The organism is Aequorivita vladivostokensis, assembly GCF_000952855.1.
Taxonomy (GTDB): domain Bacteria; phylum Bacteroidota; class Bacteroidia; order Flavobacteriales; family Flavobacteriaceae; genus Aequorivita; species Aequorivita vladivostokensis.
The window spans coordinates 376,372-392,030 of the sequence record NZ_JSVU01000001.1 but is presented as its reverse complement, the minus strand read 5'-3'; the positions used below and the strand labels follow the sequence as shown (position 1 = coordinate 392,030).

Below are 15,659 nucleotides of genomic sequence, written 5' to 3'. Positions count from 1 at the left end.
TATTTGTCGTTAAAACGAGAGAAAATTCCAAGCGATAAAAGCTAAGATAAACTTTTTAGATTCCAAAGCGACGGAGGGCAGTAGTTGTCTTTGAGTGTAAAATGATAAAAATACTAAACAGAGACCGAATCCAACCAACCTCTTTTATTTCCCTAAATTATCGATCGCCCGCTCCATATCAATCCCCTTCCCCAAAACGGGAGCGAACCAATCGCCCATTTCCGTAAGGCGCTGGGGCATGGATTTTATGGTAAAATCCAAGATGGCAAGACCAGGCTTTACTTCCTTCCAAGATAGTGGAGCAGAAACAGGCGCGCCTTTTTTGGGCCTTGCGCAATAGGGAGCCGCCAAGGTTTGGCCCCTGCGGTTTTGTAAGTAATCTAAGTAAATCTTGCCTTTCCGATTCTTTACTGCACGCTCCATACTGGTGAGCTTTGGCAATTTTTCGTGGATAAAATAGCACAGCAGTTTCGTAAAATCGCGGGCCTCATTGTAGCTGTAATTACTGCCCAATGGAATGTATATGTGCATCCCACTAGAACCGGAAGTTTTACAATAGCCCTTTATTTTGGCAAGATCCAATACCTCTTTGGTGGCCAACACCACCTCAATCACCTCTTCAAAATTATTTTTCTCGGAAGGATCTATATCTATCACCGTATATGAGGGATGTTCAAGATTTTGTACGGTAGAATTCCAAGGATTGATTTCGATGCAGCCCAAATTTGCCATATATAGCAAGGTGGCCTCATTTTGACAAAGTAGATAATCAATATCCTTTTTGGAAGATTCGGAATAAATTTTTACAGTTTCTACCCAGTCCGGCAAGGTTTCGTTGTCTTTTTGATAGAAGGAAGGTTTTAAAATACCGTTGGGATGGCGGTGCAGATTTTGGGGCCGATCCTTTAGGTATGGCAGGATGATTTCAGAAATATGCAGATAATAATCGATCAAGTCGTATTTGGTATAGCCGGCATCCGGCCAATAGACTTTATCTAGATTGGAAACAGGTACAGATACCCCATTTACCTCCAAATACGAATCGTTGCTTTTTGTTGCCTTGGAAGACTTATCTTTTGATGGCTGTGGCGTGGCCTCGGTCCATTCCTTGTCGCGGCGGAGTCCTTTATAAATAGGATGGCGCATTAAGCCGCTCTTTGTCCATTCCGAAAATTTCACTTCGCAGACCAGTTCGGGCTTTACCCAATGCGGATTTCTTCCCTTAAGCGAAATTTTCTTTCCGAAGGGATTGGTTTCCGTTTCAAGAGATTGAAGTTTCTGTAGCAGTTGCCGCTGTTCCGAAGCAGAAAATCCCGACCCACAATTACCTACGTAAATAAGATTTTCCTCTTGGTACATCCCCAAAATAAGGGACCCAAAAATGGCTCCTCCTTTTACTGAGTCGGTATAGCCACAGATAATTGCGTCTTCGGTATTGGTACTTTTTATTTTCAGCCACTGCTCACTGCGGTAGCCGGGCGTATAAGCGGAATCTGCCTTCTTGGCAATCACCCCTTCCATGCCAGCTTCAGTGGCCCGTTTGTAGAGGGTGGGGCCCATAGCTTCTATATGGTCGCAATAAAGAATATGCTGAAAATCTTCCAATATCTCGGGTAGAAGGCTTTTTCGTTCCAACAGGGGCAGCGATATAGTGTCGTGGCCATTGAGGTGAAGAAGATCAAAAACATAATAACGAAGTGCCCCTTCGGTAATTTCGGGATCGTAATTTTGCAGTTTTTGAAAATCGGGAGTTCCGTTATAATCCACGATTACCACTTCGCCGTCCAAAATGCAATCGTGCGGAAGGTCTTGCAATTCCTTGGTGATAGCTGCAAATTTAGTATTATATGAAATACCGTTGCGGGAGTAGAGCTCCACGCGGCCATTAAAAACATTGGCCATTACCCGATAACCATCCCATTTAAGTTCAAAAACCCAATCGGGGTCCTTAAAAATCTTTTTGGCCGGGCTGGCCAGCATGGGTTTTATAAATTCTTGTGGATTGAGCGCTTTTATCTTGCTTGATTTTATTGGCTTGGCGGAAGCGGCAAAAACCTCAGCGTCATATTCCAAATCAGTGGCAAAGTTATCTTTCTTTTTTATGAGCAGCCATTGGTTTTTTTCACTGCCCCTATTTGTATGTACCAACGCGAAGCTTCCCTTTATTTTTTTTCCGAAGAATTCAATTTTTAGATCTCCCCTTTCCAATTGCTTAATTGGATCTACACCGTCATCGCTTTCCAAAATTTTATAGGTTCCTTCATCCCAAATATCCATAACGCCAGCACCATAATTACCTTTTGGAATAGTACCGTGAAAGGTGAGGTATTTAACTGGGTGGTCCTCGGTCATAATCGCCAGTCGTTTATCAGACGGATTCATGGACGGACCTTTGGGGACTGCCCAACTTTTGAGCACGCCTTCCATTTCCAATCGTAAGTCGTAATGAAGACGGCGGGCTTGATGTCTTTGGATTACAAAACGCCTGGCATCCTCCCTGCTCATTTCGCCCTCTGGCTCGGGGGTTTCGTCAAACTTGCGTTTCCGAATATAATCTTCTAAGCCCACGATTAGGAAGCTTTACTTTTCTTTTTCCGTTCGAGACTGGCTTTTAGTTTCGCCATTAAATCATCCGCCTGCGTTGGGGTTGTGTCCACCTTCTTAGTGCGGGTCGTTTTCCCCGCCGCCTTGTTGTTGATTATCTTCATCAACTGTTTGTTGTAAATGTCTTTATACTTATCGAGCTTGAAATCTGTGGTGTAATTCTCAATAAGGGAAAGTGCCATATCTACTTCCTTTTTTGAAACTTTCGTAGAAGGCAGTTTCAATTCACCAGGGTCACGGATTTCATCGGCAAAACGGATCACATGCAGCACCAACGCATTTTTATAAACACCGATAAGACTCAAATGTTCCTTTTGGCGCATTACGAATGTGGCCACGCCCAATTTTTTTGTTTTTTTTAAAGCATCGCGGAGCAGATTATAACTTTTGCCCCCCTCTTTTTGGGGTTCCAAAAAATAAGGGCTTTTATACAAAAGATCGCTTATCTCACTTTCCTCCACAAACTCTTCTATGTCTATGGTCTTGCTCTTCTTCATATTGGCCTTTTCAAAATCTTCCTTGTCCAGCACAATATAACTGTCGCCTTTCTTAAACCCCTTAACGATATCCTTCCATTCCACTTCCTTGCCTGTTTCCTCATTTACGCGTTTGTAGCGGATGCGTGCATTGTCATGAACGTCGAGCATGTCCAGATCGAGTTTTCTGTCTTCCGATGCGCTGTACATTTTTATGGGGATTGACACTAGGCCAAAGCTTATTGAACCATTCCAAATTGATCTCATAGTCATAGCATTTTCATTAAAAATAATGCTAATGCGGGAAAGGCAATCGGGGTTTCACGATATTTTAACGGTGGCAGAAATAACAAACGCGATTATACGCCGTATGAAATGTAGAGGATATTTTGAGGAAGTTATACCTAATAACTATAGCTTAAATCAGTTTTAATTGATTCACGATCTCCTGCAAAGACGACTTCGCATCGCCAAAAAGAATACTGCAATTATCCAGTGCGAAAAGGTCGTTTTGAACGCCTGCATAGCCTTTGCCCATACTTCGTTTCATAACAATTACCTGCTTGCTTTCGTGCGCCCGGATAATGGGCATACCGTACACCGGACTATCGGGATTGTTTTCGGCGGCGGGGTTAACCACATCGTTGGCGCCAATGACCAATACGGTATCGTATTGCGCCATGTTTTCGTTGCCCTCGTCCATTTCCTTTAAGTGGGAATACTCCACATTGGCCTCGGCAAGCAGCACGTTCATATGTCCCGGCATACGGCCAGCCACAGGATGGATAATGTAATCTACCCCCACGTGACGCTTTTCTAATAATTGTTGCAACTGGCCACAAATGTGTTGCGCTTGTGCAACCGCAAGTCCGTAACCGGGAACGATGGCTACTTTTTGCGCAAACGAAAGCGATAAGGCCGTTTCAGAAATGCTTATTTCCTTAATCTCCTGCTCTGCTTCCACAGCGCCGGTTTTGCTCTTTTTGAAGGTGCCGGCAAGCACTTTCATCAAGGAACGGTTCATCGCCTTACACATTAAAAGCGTAAGTAGAATTCCCGCGGCACCCACGAAAATACCGCCCGCAATCATTGCCTTGTTGCCGTAAACAAAACCTGCAAAAGCTGTTGCAATACCCGTGATACTATTTAAAAGTGAAATTACTACCGGCATATCGGCACCTCCAATCGGAAGAACGAAGAGCACGCCATAAACCATGGCTATGGCTGCCAGTACATACATAAAAGCTGTAAACCCGATAGGAATGATTCCGAAAAAATAGAGCACAGGCAATAATACCATCAAACCCAAAAGTATCCTTGCGGAAAGGATGACAGTTTTACTGCGTCTGTCTTTTACTTTTCCGGCCAATTTTCGCTCTGCTATAATACTTCCCGTTAAGGCTACTGCTCCCGTTATCAACCCGGCTATAAGTAGGATTTTATTGCCCAGAATGGTAGTGAAGGGATCAATTTGGTTGGCCTCTACCAAGCCAAGAAGCATAGCACAGCCGCCACCCGTGGCATTGAATAACGAGACCAGTTGGGGCATGCCAGTCATTTCAACTTTGTCTGAGAGCCTTTTGCCGATAACCGTTCCCACGGCGATTGCCAAGAGCATAATTATTAAATTGGTATAGGGAACGGTTGCCGTTACCGCAGCGATAAAAGTGAGGACCACGGCGAGGACCATGCCCAAGGCGGCTATTAGGTTTCCCGTTTTCGCATTTTTTGGGGAACTCATAAATTTCAAACCTCCCAGAAAGGACAGGGTGGCAATTAAATAACCTACTTCTATGATTGCGTACATGGTTTAATTATGAAATTTTGTTTTTAATGGAAAATAGAACGACTTAAAAAAAAGACCAAAACATAAGCGATTTTTTAAATTGAGGTTGCTTATGTTTTGTGTCTTTCAGTATTGAGTCAATAATTGAGGAATTATTTTTTAGGACTAAACATTTTCAGCATACGTCCGGTTACGAAAAATCCGCCAGAAATGTTAAGGGTGCCGAGAAAAACCGCGATTCCCCCCAAAGTGAGGTTGAGGTAATCGTCCGCCGGCACCCGTAGCATCACGATAATTGCTCCTACCAAAATAACCCCACTAATGGCATTGGCGCCGCTCATTAGAGGCGTATGCAAAATAGCGGGCACATTGGCGATTACTTCTATGCCGATAAAGACACAAAAAATGACAAAATAAATTTCCTGGATGTGTTGATTTATGAAATCCATAATTTATGCTGGTTGTAGTTGTTTGGTGAAATGTGGGTGCGTCCATTGGCCTTCCTTCATAATTTGGGAAGCGGTGAGCAATGGATCATCTGGTTGGTCTTCTGCCTTTTGTTTGTACTTTATAAATGAGAAATAGTTATTGGAAAGCAATTTTGAAGCAGCCGCGGGTATTTCCGTTGAAAGGCTTGAGTGGCCCAAAATAGTAACTCCGTTGTGATTGATAATTTCCTTGTTTTTTGAAAGCTCGCAGTTTCCGCCCTGTTCTGCCGCCAGGTCAATGATCACGCTGCCGGGCTGCATTGCTTCCACAGATCGTGTTTCAATGAGCAAGGGTGCCTTTCTCCCTGGGATATTGGCAGTACTGATTACGATATTTGCCGTTAGAATGTGATTGTGTATTAATTCTTTCTGCTTTTTTTGATATTCCTCACTCTGCTCCACCGCATACCCGCCTGCATTTGCAGACTCGGTATAGCCTTCAACTTCAATAAAAATTGCACCAAGACTTCGTACTTCCTCTCCGGCAGATTTGCGCACGTCAAAGGCCTCAACGACCGCGCCCAAACGACGGGCGGTAGCAATGGCTTGTAGCCCTGCAACGCCTGCACCGAGCACTAAAATCTTGACCGGGGTAAGTGTTCCCGCGGCGGTTGTAAACATTGGGAAAACTCCGTTATACACTTCCGCTGCTTTTATGACAGCCCTATAGCCAGCAAGGGAGGCCATGGACGAAAGCACGTCCATAGACTGCGCAAGAGTAGTTCTTGGAAGCAAATCCAAACTATAAACCGTGGCGCCATTTTTTTGGTATATAGCGAGTTTGGAATCATGAAAGAGGGGGTTGAAAATACCAATGAAGCAACAACCCCCCTTCATTTCCACTTCGCTAAAAGTATGGTTTATGGATACGATGGTATCCGAATTTTTAAAAATTGACTCGCGAGATTGACTGATAGCTCCCGCCTGTACATATTCAGCATCGTCAATTTGTAGCGAACTGCCCAGCCCAGGCTCAAAAAGGATATTGAGCTTCAACTCCCCGGTAAGTCTTTTTACTTCCTTGGGCAACAAACAAACCCGCGGATCGTTTGGGGTTTTTAGGATTCCTATAGTTTTGGGCTGTGGCTGTTCGTTCATAGATTAATATTGAAATATTCCTTTTTCTTATTATTTGCTTAACATACTGAAGTATTCCTCTTTCACTTCCCTGTATCTTTTTAGATGCGCCAAGTATGTTTTTCTAAACTTTTCATGTTCGGTTACATAAAACATATCGCAATCCACATCCTCACATTCGGCGGCCTTTGGCAAACCTTCTTTGTATTTTAGGAAAGCGTCAATCGCTGCCGTATTGGTTTCCTTTTCACGCGCCAGTTTCTCAATAACATTTTTAGATTCAAAGACTTTTGAAAGCTCCGTATTTCCGAGGTTTAACAGATTGATGATCTCCTTTTCAATATAATTGAGATGTTCTATCCAGTTGTCCAACTCTATGGAATTATTCTTGAATGCTATTGCTTCGGGTGTATCGTGATTGTAAATCTGCATGATGTAAAATTTTTAAATGATAAAAACTATGATAATACGTCAATATCAATTGGTCTTTCAGCCTGCTTTACGCTGGTGATTTTAAGTTCTTTGGTGCCATTTGGAAAATTCCAGATTACGGAATCGCCCTCGGCATAGCCCATTACGGCAGAGCCCATGGGCGCCAGAATGGAAATCTTGTTTGCCGCAATATCGCGTTCGGTAGGAATTACCAATTGAAATTCCGTTTTCCAGGTTCCGGATTCTACTGTAACTACGCTGTTGAAGCGAATTACATCAGCCGGCATTTCCTCATGGTCGTAAATAATGGCACTGGTAAGTTCGCCGCTTAATTTCTTAAGGGAAACCTTCGTATTTTCATCTTTGTAATAACCAGTAACGTTGAGTAAACGCTTCAAAAAAACGTACTCCTTTTTCTCTAATATCAAATTTCCATATTTCATGGTTTCTGTTTCAGTATTATAAAAGATGGAACATCATTGCCATTTACGACAATTGAGGAGCGATGTTCCATCTTTATGGATTCAAATTAATTATGGGAAAATCCCTCTTAGCACATAGGCTTTTTCAATACGTTCAATTGCGATGGCAAAGGCTGCGGTTCGCATATCGATTTCTTTCTCTTCGGAATAGGCCGAAACTTTCTTAAAGGTTGACCGAAGTTTTTTCTCCAGTTTTTCCAAAATCTCGTCCATCTGCCAAAGCTCTCCGTTACGGTTTTGAAGCCATTCAAAATAACTTCCAATCACGCCACCGGAGTTGCACATAATATCTGGAATGATGGTGATACCACGCTCCAACAATATTTTTTCGCCTTCCACATCTGTCGGGCCATTGGCGCCTTCAGCAATCAAAGTAGCTTTTATGGAATGTGCGTTTTCTTTCGTAATTTGGTTGCCCAAAGCTGCTGGAATACAGATGTCGCAATCCAAGCCAAAGAATTCCTTGCCGTCCAAGTCATCTGCTTCTGGGAAACCTACAATGCTGCCGTTATTGGCCTTGCCATAGTTGAAAAGATCCTCAACGGTAATACCTTCTTTGTTTTGAAGACTACCGAATGCATCTTGCACCCCAACCATTTTTGCACCTTCTTTTTCCAAGAAATGTGAAGCCCAATAGCCTACGTTTCCAAAACCTTGAACGATAAAGGTTTTACCTTTTAGGCTCTCATTGTTCTTTTCAGCCCAAAATTTAATGGTCAAAAATACGCCGTAGCCCGTTGCGCGGTCACGACCTTCCAAACCGCCACTTCCTACAGGTTTTCCTGTAACTACGTGTTGGTTTTTGGAACGCTCGCTGGTACTCTTGGTACTCATATACGTATCCGCAATCCACGCCATGGTCTGGTCGTTTGTATTTACGTCTGGAGCCGGAATATCGTGCTCTGGGCCAATATTCTCGCCCAGCGCATAGGTAAATCTTCGCGTAATGCGCTCCAATTCTCCTTTTGAATATTTTGAAGGGTCAATCTGGATTCCTCCTTTTGCACCGCCGTAAGGCAAACCAGCCAACGAGGTTTTCCAGGTCATCCACATAGCCAAAGCACGCGCTGCGTCAATATCTACGGTCGGATGGTAGCGAAGACCCCCTTTGTAAGGACCAAGTGCGTTGTTATGCTGCACGCGATAGCCGGTGAATATTTCCACATTGCCATTGTCCATACGGACCGGGAAGTGAATAATAATCTCAGTGTTAGTGATGCTAAGAATCTTGCGAACGTTTGGATTCAAGTCAATCTTGTCTGCAGCGCTGTTGAATTGCTCCAACACGTTGTCCAACATTCCTCGTTTTACAGGTTGCGGTTTTTCCACTGTTTGTGTGTTTATCATTTTAATAGTTGTTTTTAAATAGTCGCCATTTCAGGCTTTCTTTGGGTTATTTTCAGTAAAGGTTCCGGGGCGCGGTGTTGCAGTTCGTCAAACTCACTACAGGAAAACACCGCTGAATGATTGTGCGTTAGCACACAATAAGCAGCGTGCGCACATTCAAGGCATTGATTTGTAGGGTTATTAGTCATAAGTACTTCTTGTTTGCCATACCTATTGGCAAGGTGTGTGCCATCGACATAAAATTTTTTAAAATATTATTTAATACTCTGATTACTAGTTATTTAAATCTTTCTAGTGAAATTTTCAATTCTTTTAGGATTGGGGCATTATTTCCGAGGTGGGGAGAAATTACCCAATAATTTTATATTTCGAAAAAGAAGAAATTCCCAATTCCAAAGGCTTTTTGGGATTTGAAATTTGAATTTTATAGACACAAACTCTTTCGTCTCAAAGAATGAATCGTTTCTTCCAAAATGAAATAACGTAGCGAAGAAACCATTTTCCTTAAAATAATTTTCATTTCAATTTTAAATATAGAAAAGCGGAAAGAGCCAAGCTAAAAATAAAAACTAAGCATCAACGAATCCCGAATCAACGAATCCCAAATCAACGAATCACCCAATTTTGGAACGCAGTGTCTTACGGTCTATGTTGAGAATTTCGGCCGCCTTGGTTTGGTTGTTGCCGGTTGCCGCGAGTACTTTTTCAATATATTTTTTTTCCATTTCCTTCAGGGGAACCAATTCCTCCTTGGGAAAATCTATTTGATATTTGAGCGTCTCCGGCAAATCCTCTACGCCAATGGTCCTATCACACATAATCACCGCACGTTGGATTACGTTTTCCAACTCGCGGATATTGCCCGGCCAATCGTAACGCTGCAATAGCACTTGGGCTTCAGGGTCTATGGTAACGTAGCGGTCTTTATATTCATTGCCATATTTAAAGAGAAACTTATCCGCCAGCAGCGGGATATCCTCTTTCCGGTCGCGCAGCGGTGGCACGTTTATTTCCACCACCGTCAAACGGTAAAAGAGGTCCTCGCGAAAGGTTTCCTTCGCAATCATTTCCTTTAAATTGCTATTGGTGGCGGCAATAACGCGCACGTCAATTTTTTCGGTTTTCCGGTCGCCCACCTTCATCACTTCCTTTTCCTGCAACACTCTTAAAAGTCTGGATTGGACTGCGAGAGAAGCATTTCCTATTTCATCCAAAAAAATGGTGCCGCCATCTGCCGCTTGAAAAAAGCCGTCGCGGTTTTCATTGGCACCGGTAAAGGCCCCCTTCACATACCCAAAAAGTTCTGATTCCAAAAGATTTTCAGGAATTCCGCCGCAATTTACCGAGATAAATGGTGCACGTGAAAACTTGCCGTTGTAGTGAATGGAACGCGCAACCAGCTCTTTTCCCGTACCGCTTTCACCGCTTATAAAAATGGTGGCCTTATTGTCCTTTACGCGGTCTATAATCTGAATTACATTTTTTATGCCCTCGCTTTCGCCGATTATCTCGTTGTATTTTTTTGATTCGCTCTGAGTTCCTTGGCGGGAAGTTGCGGATGAAATTTTTCGTTTCGTCGCCGTTGAAAGCGATTTCAAAACACTTTGTTTCAATTCTTCTTTGGTAAACGGTTTCACCAGATAATCCACTGCACCCGATTTTATTGCGGAGAGTGCATCCTGCACCGAAGGATAGCCCGTAACAACCAGTTTTGGCATATTGGGATAGTGCTCGGAGGCAAATTGAATAAGTTCAAAACCATCCACTTCCGGCATTTTGAGGTCGGTAATCAGCAAATCGATTTCGGAATCGCGAAGGATAGCCACAGCCTCCTTTACCGAAACGGCCTTATAGGTATGATAATTCATGGAATGCAGATGCCGCTGGAGCAATTCCAGGATGTTGATATCGTCATCTACTATTAATATGTTCTCCTTTTGAAGCATGGCAGCTATTGTTTGGGAAAAGTAATAATAAAAATGGCACCTGTGGGATTATTGGACTGATAATCTATGGTTCCCCGATGGCCCTTTATAATTCCGTGCACCACGCTCAATCCCAGCCCCGAGCCATCGCCCACGGTTTTTGTGGTGAAAAAGGGCTGGAATATCTTCGGAATAAGTTCTGAAGTGATGCCCGGACCCTCATCTGCAATCTTAAGGACAATCTTCTTTTTGGTCTCTTCCAAAGTTACGGTAATCTGTCCGTTTTTAGGTGAAAAGTAGATGGCGTTCAGCACTAAATTGAAGATAACCTGCGTCAATTGTATGGTGTCCACTTTCATCAAAACCTCGCCTTTGGGAAGGTTCACCTTGTATTTTACCTCGTTCTTTTTTAGAGTTGGGTCCAGCAGGTTCATGGCCTCGTTTATTACTGGAACAATATCGGTTTCGCCCAAATTCTGTGGCATTTCGCAGGCAAAGAACATCAGTTTCTTAACCACCTCGCGGGAAAAAATGGCGCTGTTTATTATTTTATCGAGGTCTTTGCTGGTTTGGGTATTTTCAGGTTCCTTACTTTTCAGCAATTCGGCAAAGCCCAAAATATTTGCGAGCGGCGTGTTCAATTCGTGGGCAATTCCCGCAGTTATTTCGCCCAAAATACTCAACCGGTCGGCATGCTCCATTTTTCGTTTTATAATTGCCTCGTTCTCGCGAATGGCAACGCGCTCCAACAAATCGCCAACATTTATGGCCACATTTTGCAGCAATTTCTTTTCTTCCTTTAAAAAATCCTTTTTGGTGAATTTATCTGCGGGATAATGCATTCTTATAAAACCCTTGGGCTCGTTGAAAATAGAGATGTTGCTTTCAATTGAAACCGTCTTTTTGGGAAGGGCCGAAGAAATAAGATGAAAGGGCTCCGAAACAATCTCAACCGTCGCATTCTTACTGTATTGCAACGATTTCCGAAGACTCAACGCAATGGAATATAAGGTTTTGTCCAATGCTTTATAGTCGTTATTTACGATAATGGAGGAAACCTCATACAGGCAGGTAAGCTCTTTAATGCGTTCTTTCAGGTTTTTTTCAAGGGTCATGGAGAGGCTATAAATGTTTGGTCAAAGATATTGATAATAGCACAATTGTTATTGATTTTCCGTATGGATTGTAGCGATTGAACGCGTGTGCGGTTGGATTATTTCCATTTAACAGGAAATATTCCATATATTTAGATTTCTTTCCCTACATTTGTTTTCCCAGCAAACAAAAAATGCAATCACAACTTTTCGCAATTATAGACGTAGAAACCACTGGCGGCGGCATAGCCGGCAATCGTATTACCGAAATCTGTATCGCACTTTTAAAGGATGGCGAAGTGGTGGATAAATACACCACGCTCGTAAATCCGGAACGCGACATTCCGCAGCACATTACCGCCTTAACTGGTATTGACAATGATATGGTTGCCGATGCGCCTCGGTTTTTTGAAGTTGCTGAAACGATAGAGGAATTCACTAAAGACGCTGTGTTTGTGGCGCACAACGTAAGTTTTGACTACAACGTTATCCGTGGCGAGTTTCGGCTTTTGGGGCAACACTACAATCGAAAAAAACTTTGCACCGTCCGGCTTTCGCGCAAATTGATTCCCGGACATTTGTCTTATAGTTTGGGAAGGCTTTGCAACACCATAAATATTCCGCACTTTAACCGCCACCGTGCAGAGGGCGATGTGGATGCCACGGTAATTCTCTTTCAACGCTTGCTTTCGTTGGACGAAGATTTCAGCACTATTAATTCCTTTTTGAATCCGCGTTCCAAACAGGCTACGCTTCCCCCGCACATCCCAGCGGAACAGATTAACGAACTGCCCGAGGAAGCTGGCATCTATCTATTCAAAAACCAAAAACACCAAGTGATTTATGCCGGAAAGGCAAAGAATATCAAAAAGCGGGTTTTGAGCCATTTTTATGATAAAAAGACAAAGGAATACCAACTTGGGCAGGAAACGCATTTTATAGATTACGAACTTACAGGAAATGAATTATTGGCTTTGTTAGTTGAATCGGAACACATTCGGAAACATTACCCAAAATTCAACCGGGCGCAGAAATGGCCTGCTACCACCTACCAAATTATCAGTTATGTGAATCAGCGCGGCATTATACAGCTTGCGTTGGGAAAAACCAAGGCAATCCAAGATTCGGTAAGCACTTTTTACAACCGGGCCGAAGCTGTGGAAAAACTGGAAGAAATTTGCGAGACTTTTAATTTATGTCCCCGTTTTTGCACCTTGCAGAGCACTTCTGAAAAATGCTCCCACTATCGAATAAAAAATTGCGAAGGCGTTTGTGAAGGTTCTGAGAAAGTAGCCGATTACAATTTAAAAGTACAGGCCGCCATTCGCTCATTAGAGGAAAACAAACCCAGTTTTGCCATTCAAGGAAAAGGAAGAACGAAAGGCGAAATAGCTTTTGCATTGGTTGCTGAAGGGCAATACAAAGGTTTTGGTTTTTTTGACCGGAGCGAAGCCATTTGCAATATTGAGGACTACGAACCTTTTTTAAAATTGCAGCCAGCCAGTTATCATACGCACGCAATTATCCGAAGTCATCTTAAAAAGCATGGGGAGCGGAATGTGGTTTATTTTGATTTAAAATCTACCAGACCCCCAAAACCTAACAGGTCTTCGAGACCTGTTAGGTTTGAGCTCCGTTAAAAATCACTCAAAATGAAACAAGATGTTATAGAACTCGGCGCAACCTATCATATTTTCAACAGAGGAAACAATAAAAAGAATATTTTTATTGAAGATAAAAATTATATCTATTTCCTACAGTTACTGAAAAAGTATATTCTTCCAATTGCAGATATTTACGCATATTGTCTTCTGAAAAATCATTTCCACATTCTACTGAGAATTAAAGATGGAAATGCTATTTCCCACAAATATAAAGACCGACCCCATCAAGCATTTTCCAATATGTTTAACGCCTATACGAAAGCAATCAATAAAGCTTACGCTAGAAGTGGCAGTTTATTTCAAGAACATTTGAAACGGAAGCGGGTAATGGATGAAAATGTTTGGTTCAGATTTTGGGCTACATACATTTGAATCCTGTTAAGCATGGTTTTACTGAAGATTACAAAGAATATCCCCATTCTTCATTTAAAGCTTTTGTTTCCAATAAAAATTCAAATATTGATAAACAAACTATTTTCAATTTAATCGATAAGGATAGTTTTGAATATTGGCACCATTAGAGAGTATTTGGCTTGGAAGATATTATGGATTTATAGGATGTAAAACCTAACAGGTATTTAAGACCTGTTAGGTTTATAATTTTGCAAACGCAATCTCCTCAAAACTGGTAATTACCCTATCCGCTTTACTATAATCCTGATTGGTTGAATGCGGACTTTTAAAGCCTACGCAGTAAATATTTGCAGCTTTGGCGGCAGCAATGCCGTTAGTGGAATCTTCAATCACCATACAATTTTGCGTTTGCTCCCCAGCGAGTTCCGCGGCCTTTATAAAAATTTCGGGGTGTGGCTTGGATGCCTTCAAATCGGCGCCGCTTATTTTTGCCTTAAAATATTTATCGAGGTCGAAACGCTCAAAAATACGATTGATGTTTGGCATGGAAGCCGAAGATGCCAAAACCAATGTCAATCCGTTCCTGTGATAATCTTTTATTAAATCGTGAACGCCATCCAAAAGCGCAAGGTCGTTATCGTTTTCAAAAAGGTATTTAAAGTGTTTTCTTTTGGTTGCAACCAGATGTTCGGGACTTTCAGAAATGCCGAAATGCCCGCAAAGCGTTCTGCAAATAGGCAAGGTGGCCTGCCCAGTAAAGGAATCATACATTGCTTGGCCCACGTCAATTTTCATATCCTCAAACATTCTGAAGTAGGCTTTGCGGTGCAGAGGTTCGGTATCCACAATTACCCCATCCATATCAAAAAGTACGGCTTTTAGCATATCGGCTTTTTTTGCGAAGGTACAGAAAACAAACTTTTTATTTTTTCAGTTGTGCCAATAACTCAAAAGACTTTAACCTGGCCTGTTGGTCATAAATATGGGCAACGGTAATCAGTTCGTCAATCCTTGTTTCGGCAACAAAAGCATTTAATTTTTTTTGTACTCTTTCGGTGCTTCCTACGAAAGAATATTGCATCATTTGTGAAATGTGCGCCTCTTCAAGGGAATTCCAAAGTCCATCCATACTTCTTACCGGCGGTTGCAACGGTTTCCGGGTATTTCGGATTACGTTCAGCATAAATAATTTCATGCTTGTGGACAAATATTCAGCTTCTTCATCGGTATCCGCTACCACTACGTTAATACAGGCCATGGTATAGGGTTTTTGCAACTGTTTTGAAGGCTCAAAGTTTGAATGGTATAATCGCAGTGCATCGTGCAGATGGGTGGGCGCAAAATGGCTCGCGAAAGCGTAGGGCAATCCCAATGCGCCTGCCAGTTGGGCACTAAACGTACTCGAACCCAAAAGATATAGCGGCACTTCCAAGCCTTCCCCCGGAATGGCACGGACGGGGCTGTGGGAATTGGATTTTGAAAAATAATTTGAAAGTTCCTGAACGTCATTTGGAAAGTCATTGACCGTTTCTATCCGTTCCCGCCTAAGCGCTCTGGCGGTAACTTGATCGGTACCCGGCGCACGGCCCAAACCCAGGTCAATCCTATCTGGATATAGGGTAGCGAGGGTCCCAAATTGTTCCGCAACAATAAGCGGGGCGTGATTGGGCAGCATAACCCCGCCCGAACCTACGCGGATAGTTTTGGTGTTTTCCGCTACATAGCCTATCAGCAACGGTGTGGCGGAACTTACAAGGCTTTCGGCGTTGTGGTGTTCCGAAATCCAAAAGCGCTTATACCCTAATTTCTCTGCCTGTTGTGCCAAAGCCAAACTATTTTCCATAGCCTTTTTATGGCTGCTTCCCTGAATAACGGGTACCAAATCCAACACAGATAAAGGGATATTTTGTAACAAAGCTTTCATATTTAT

The 15,659-nt window shown here is 42.6% G+C and carries 14 protein-coding genes; 2 read left to right on the top strand and 12 right to left on the bottom strand.

Annotated elements, in window-relative coordinates:
• Positions 1 to 144: 144 nt before the first annotated feature.
• From ligD to MB09_RS01705, 10 genes are all read right to left on the bottom strand, one after another.
• The gene (gene ligD, locus MB09_RS01750; protein WP_045079126.1) at positions 145 to 2,568 is read right to left on the bottom strand and encodes a DNA ligase D; all 2,424 of its coding nucleotides are present in this window, start codon (positions 2,566 to 2,568) and stop codon (positions 145 to 147) included.
• Positions 2,569 to 2,570: 2 nt separating this feature from the next.
• A complete protein-coding gene (ku, locus tag MB09_RS01745) occupies positions 2,571 to 3,347 on the bottom strand; it encodes a non-homologous end joining protein Ku (RefSeq protein WP_045079125.1) in 777 nt (258 codons plus the stop codon).
• 151 nt (positions 3,348 to 3,498) lie between these two features.
• Entirely contained in the window at positions 3,499 to 4,887 is a 1,389-nt protein-coding gene (locus MB09_RS01740) for an NAD(P)(+) transhydrogenase (Re/Si-specific) subunit beta (protein WP_045079124.1), read from the bottom strand.
• Positions 4,888 to 5,018: 131 nt separating this feature from the next.
• Complete coding sequence (locus MB09_RS01735) at positions 5,019 to 5,315, bottom strand: NAD(P) transhydrogenase subunit alpha (protein ID WP_045079123.1); 297 nt, start codon at positions 5,313 to 5,315, stop codon at positions 5,019 to 5,021.
• A gap of 3 nt (positions 5,316 to 5,318) precedes the next feature.
• A complete protein-coding gene (locus MB09_RS01730) occupies positions 5,319 to 6,452 on the bottom strand; it encodes an NAD(P) transhydrogenase subunit alpha (RefSeq protein ID WP_045079122.1) in 1,134 nt (377 codons plus the stop codon).
• A gap of 30 nt (positions 6,453 to 6,482) precedes the next feature.
• A complete protein-coding gene (locus MB09_RS01725; RefSeq protein WP_045079121.1) occupies positions 6,483 to 6,863 on the bottom strand; it encodes a hypothetical protein in 381 nt (126 codons plus the stop codon).
• 26 nt (positions 6,864 to 6,889) lie between these two features.
• Positions 6,890 to 7,306, bottom strand: coding sequence for a GreA/GreB family elongation factor (locus tag MB09_RS01720; RefSeq protein ID WP_045079120.1), 417 nt, complete (start codon positions 7,304 to 7,306; stop codon positions 6,890 to 6,892).
• Positions 7,307 to 7,396: 90 nt separating this feature from the next.
• Positions 7,397 to 8,692: a Glu/Leu/Phe/Val family dehydrogenase gene (locus MB09_RS01715; protein ID WP_045079119.1), complete on the bottom strand. Its 1,296-nt coding sequence runs from the start codon at positions 8,690 to 8,692 to the stop codon at positions 7,397 to 7,399.
• A gap of 614 nt (positions 8,693 to 9,306) precedes the next feature.
• Complete coding sequence (locus tag MB09_RS01710; protein ID WP_045079118.1) at positions 9,307 to 10,638, bottom strand: sigma-54-dependent transcriptional regulator; 1,332 nt, start codon at positions 10,636 to 10,638, stop codon at positions 9,307 to 9,309.
• 5 nt (positions 10,639 to 10,643) lie between these two features.
• Complete coding sequence (locus MB09_RS01705; protein ID WP_045079117.1) at positions 10,644 to 11,732, bottom strand: sensor histidine kinase; 1,089 nt, start codon at positions 11,730 to 11,732, stop codon at positions 10,644 to 10,646.
• A gap of 173 nt (positions 11,733 to 11,905) precedes the next feature.
• Between MB09_RS01705 and MB09_RS01700 the strand changes: the two genes are divergently transcribed.
• Together MB09_RS01700 and MB09_RS01695 are read left to right on the top strand one after the other, a co-directional pair.
• On the top strand, positions 11,906 to 13,351 hold the full coding sequence (locus tag MB09_RS01700) for an exonuclease domain-containing protein (protein ID WP_045079340.1): 1,446 nt from the start codon (positions 11,906 to 11,908) through the stop codon (positions 13,349 to 13,351).
• 12 nt (positions 13,352 to 13,363) lie between these two features.
• Positions 13,364 to 13,747 (top strand): transposase, encoded by a 384-nt coding sequence (locus MB09_RS01695; protein WP_117624760.1) that lies wholly within the window; start codon positions 13,364 to 13,366, stop codon positions 13,745 to 13,747.
• A 222-nt stretch (positions 13,748 to 13,969) separates the two neighbouring features.
• Here the strand turns inward: MB09_RS01695 and MB09_RS01690 are convergent, their stop codons facing one another.
• Both MB09_RS01690 and MB09_RS01685 read right to left on the bottom strand, forming a co-directional pair.
• Positions 13,970 to 14,614: an HAD family hydrolase gene (locus tag MB09_RS01690; RefSeq protein ID WP_045079116.1), complete on the bottom strand. Its 645-nt coding sequence runs from the start codon at positions 14,612 to 14,614 to the stop codon at positions 13,970 to 13,972.
• Positions 14,615 to 14,651: 37 nt separating this feature from the next.
• A complete protein-coding gene (locus tag MB09_RS01685; protein WP_045079339.1) occupies positions 14,652 to 15,653 on the bottom strand; it encodes an LLM class flavin-dependent oxidoreductase in 1,002 nt (333 codons plus the stop codon).
• Positions 15,654 to 15,659: the final 6 nt, after the last annotated feature.

Coding starts and splice junctions, on each gene's coding strand:
- ku (WP_045079125.1), bottom strand. CDS start 3,347: ATGAGATCAATTTGGAATGGTTCAATAAGCTTTGGCCTAGTGTCAATC.
- MB09_RS01740 (WP_045079124.1), bottom strand. CDS start 4,887: ATGTACGCAATCATAGAAGTAGGTTATTTAATTGCCACCCTGTCCTTT.
- MB09_RS01735 (WP_045079123.1), bottom strand. CDS start 5,315: ATGGATTTCATAAATCAACACATCCAGGAAATTTATTTTGTCATTTTT.
- MB09_RS01730 (WP_045079122.1), bottom strand. CDS start 6,452: ATGAACGAACAGCCACAGCCCAAAACTATAGGAATCCTAAAAACCCCA.
- MB09_RS01725 (WP_045079121.1), bottom strand. CDS start 6,863: ATGCAGATTTACAATCACGATACACCCGAAGCAATAGCATTCAAGAAT.
- MB09_RS01720 (WP_045079120.1), bottom strand. CDS start 7,306: ATGAAATATGGAAATTTGATATTAGAGAAAAAGGAGTACGTTTTTTTG.
- MB09_RS01715 (WP_045079119.1), bottom strand. CDS start 8,692: ATGATAAACACACAAACAGTGGAAAAACCGCAACCTGTAAAACGAGGA.
- MB09_RS01710 (WP_045079118.1), bottom strand. CDS start 10,638: ATGCTTCAAAAGGAGAACATATTAATAGTAGATGACGATATCAACATC.
- MB09_RS01705 (WP_045079117.1), bottom strand. CDS start 11,732: ATGACCCTTGAAAAAAACCTGAAAGAACGCATTAAAGAGCTTACCTGC.
- MB09_RS01700 (WP_045079340.1), top strand. CDS start 11,906: ATGCAATCACAACTTTTCGCAATTATAGACGTAGAAACCACTGGCGGC.
- MB09_RS01695 (WP_117624760.1), top strand. CDS start 13,364: ATGAAACAAGATGTTATAGAACTCGGCGCAACCTATCATATTTTCAAC.
- MB09_RS01690 (WP_045079116.1), bottom strand. CDS start 14,614: ATGCTAAAAGCCGTACTTTTTGATATGGATGGGGTAATTGTGGATACC.
- MB09_RS01685 (WP_045079339.1), bottom strand. CDS start 15,653: ATGAAAGCTTTGTTACAAAATATCCCTTTATCTGTGTTGGATTTGGTA.